This is a genomic window from Vibrio genomosp. F10 str. 9ZD137 (assembly GCF_049974785.1).
Classification (GTDB): domain Bacteria; phylum Pseudomonadota; class Gammaproteobacteria; order Enterobacterales; family Vibrionaceae; genus Vibrio.
The window spans coordinates 1-2,700 of the sequence record NZ_JBNGCJ010000119.1 but is presented as its reverse complement, the minus strand read 5'-3'; the positions used below and the strand labels follow the sequence as shown (position 1 = coordinate 2,700).

At 44.4% G+C, this 2,700-nt stretch carries 3 protein-coding genes; 1 reads left to right on the top strand and 2 read right to left on the bottom strand.

Annotation, left to right across the window (positions count from 1 at the left end):
- Both ACP45E_RS01440 and thiD read right to left on the bottom strand, forming a co-directional pair.
- A partial coding sequence (locus tag ACP45E_RS01440) for a phosphatase PAP2 family protein (RefSeq protein ID WP_241824237.1) occupies window positions 1-547 on the bottom strand: 547 nt, incomplete at its 3' end.
- 213 nt (window positions 548-760) lie between these two features.
- The gene (gene thiD / locus ACP45E_RS01435; RefSeq protein ID WP_017037553.1) at window positions 761-1,582 is read right to left on the bottom strand and encodes a bifunctional hydroxymethylpyrimidine kinase/phosphomethylpyrimidine kinase; all 822 of its coding nucleotides are present in this window, start codon (window positions 1,580-1,582) and stop codon (window positions 761-763) included.
- A gap of 167 nt (window positions 1,583-1,749) precedes the next feature.
- Between thiD and ACP45E_RS01430 the strand changes: the two genes are divergently transcribed.
- Entirely contained in the window at window positions 1,750-2,580 is an 831-nt protein-coding gene (locus ACP45E_RS01430; RefSeq protein ID WP_017037552.1) for an HDOD domain-containing protein, read from the top strand.
- Window positions 2,581-2,700: the final 120 nt, after the last annotated feature.

The window sequence follows — 2,700 nt, the reverse complement described above, 5'->3', positions numbered from 1 at the left end:
ACCGCTCTTCCGATCTAGCTAACACTCCAATCGCCCAAGAGTATCGTTTGTGTTTCCAGAATAGCCCACCAAAAAAAGCAACACAGATAGCAGCAAAAATCGTATGCCCAGATGGGAATGAATAGTCTGTCTCACCTTGCCAGTGGTAGACACGCCAAGGGCTAACTTCCTCAGAAACACTATCGATCAGTTGCATTTGCTTCTCAGAATCCAACTTGTAGAAATGAGAAGGCTTTGGAATCAGTAACTCTTTTGCAAGTAGCTCAGTATAAGGGCGAGGGCTTTCCGTCATCAGCTTTAGGCTGGTCTTACTTACAAACCCAACCAAAAGAAGAACCGTGAGTACCATCATCTGTGCAATCAGTGTTTTCTTAGGTAATTTCAGCATCAATACTGCGAAGCAGAAAACAGTTAAAGTAATGAGAAACCCTCGACTTCCAGCAGAATCCGTGGCTAACGCAATGGAACCACCAAAAGCTGGTGAAACCGCTGATGTTAAGTCGATATTATCGGTCAACAGTGAGATAGGGACTAACACTAACAGCATAAGCCCCAGAAGGATCAAACCCCTGATTTTACTATCAAATAGGCTCTTCAATGTATTTTCTTAACGGCAGTCTCAAAAGTAGCGCAATATTAACGGATAACGTGTTTAGAAAGTATCAGCTGAATGTCAGATTGATGAAAAATCACCCGCTATCGATCACCCACTATCGATAGCTTGTTAATATCAAGAAACAAAGAACCCCTTTAAATGAAACTAAATGTCATAAAAGTGATGCACTGGCCCATGCCCAGCACCAATATCTAACTTATCCGCATGAGCAATGGCCTCGAAAATATATTGTTTGGCCTGACCCACCGCTTCTGCTAATGAATAGCCTTGGGCCAAATAAGAAGCAATTGCCGAAGAGAGCGTACAACCCGTGCCATGAGTATTATTGGTCGCGACTCGCTGGGTTGTGAACACTTGAAGTTCATCATCGATGATAAGTAAATCATTACTTTGTGCGTCTTGATCAAGATGCCCACCTTTTAACAACATACTTTTGGCACCGAGTGACATCAGCTGTTTTACCAATATTGTCATTTCTGCCTGATCTTTCGGTATCGATGATCCTGTCAGTGCCGCCCCTTCAGGAAGATTGGGCGTGACAATATCCGCTAAAGGAAGAAGTTCCGTTTTAAGGGTGCCAATGGCAGCAGGTTCAAGCAGCAGATCGCCGCTGGTTGCAACCATAACAGGATCAAGCACCACAAATTGAGGCTTGTATTGACGAAGCTTTTTCGCCACCAATGCAATGATTTCAGCATCAGCCAACATTCCTATTTTCACCGCCACAATTTTAAGATCGCTAAACACAGCGTCTAACTGCTTCTCTACGTGCTCTAAAGGGATGGGAAAAATGGCCGACACGCCGCAGGTATTCTGAGCCGTAATAGCGGTGATCACAGAGCAGGCATAACCCCCTGTCGCTGAAATTGACTTAATATCGGCTTGAATCCCAGCACCACCACCACTATCTGAACCAGCAATAGTCAAAACAATCGGAGTGGTTGAACGCGAAGAGTGAACAGACATGAAAGCTTCCTAGCAATAAAAACAACATCATAACAAGAAACTAAGCGGGCGAATAATCTCTTTCACCCTCATTAATCTTTGCTAAACATTCTCGCCTGCCTAAACAACTTTGCCAAAAATTAGATTACTGAACTATAGTCATTGTACTCACAAGAAAGGAGATCTTCATGAATCAGTCGGCACTAATTTCACGATTAAATGAGCTGCCTAGAATACAGGCGGTATTGCAAGAGCTTCTCGATATGGTTAACCAAGACGATGTTGATTTTGGCGAGCTGTCGAGGAAAATATCGGTCGATCAAATACTCAGTGCAAGGTTACTCCGCATGGCCAATTCCGCCCACTTTGGCGGCAGTAAAACCGTTTCATCGGTTAATGAAGCATTGCTGAGAGTCGGTACCGGCGCAGTACGAACCTTAGTCGTGGCCTCGGTTCTATCCAGTGCGTTTCCAAGCATTAAGACCCTAGACATGGATAAATACTGGACCAATACCTTTGAGGTCTCTGTCATTTCAAGCAAACTCGCTAAAGAAACAGGAATGGATGGTAACGAGGTTTTTACTGCGGGTATTTTGCATAACATTGGTGAGTTAATGATTCATACCTTAGTACCAGAAGAAGCACTAAAAATTCAAGCGCTCATCGATTCCGGAATAAACCCTATCGATGCTCAAGAACAAGTGCTGGATATCTCTGCGCCCTCACTTGGGGCAAAACTCGCGAAAACGTGGAAGTTCCCCGATCACATGGTTGACGCGATAAAGCACTACAATGATCCAAGAGAAGCGGAATTGTCTCCAAAATTGGCGGTATTGTTGCACTTTGCTCACGCGATTAATGACGACTGGGATGCACTGGCTGATGATCAGCAAAAAGTTCTCTACATCGCTGAACATCCCGACGCGAGGCTACTCCATATTTCTTCAGAATTCTCAGCAACCATCGATAATTTTAGGGGTAATGGCCGAGAGTTAGCGACCCAATTAACGGCGGCTTAGCCCGTACAATCAAACCGATTAATTTGACGTGGAGTTCTTCGAGTTTTAAAGAGACTCCACGGGTTCACGCGGCTTGTGTTCCCGTGACCATCTGAAGTCTGAACGTTCATACATAGGACT

Coding starts and splice junctions, on each gene's coding strand:
- ACP45E_RS01430 (WP_017037552.1), top strand. CDS start 1,750: ATGAATCAGTCGGCACTAATTTCACGATTAAATGAGCTGCCTAGAATA.
- thiD (WP_017037553.1), bottom strand. CDS start 1,582: ATGTCTGTTCACTCTTCGCGTTCAACCACTCCGATTGTTTTGACTATT.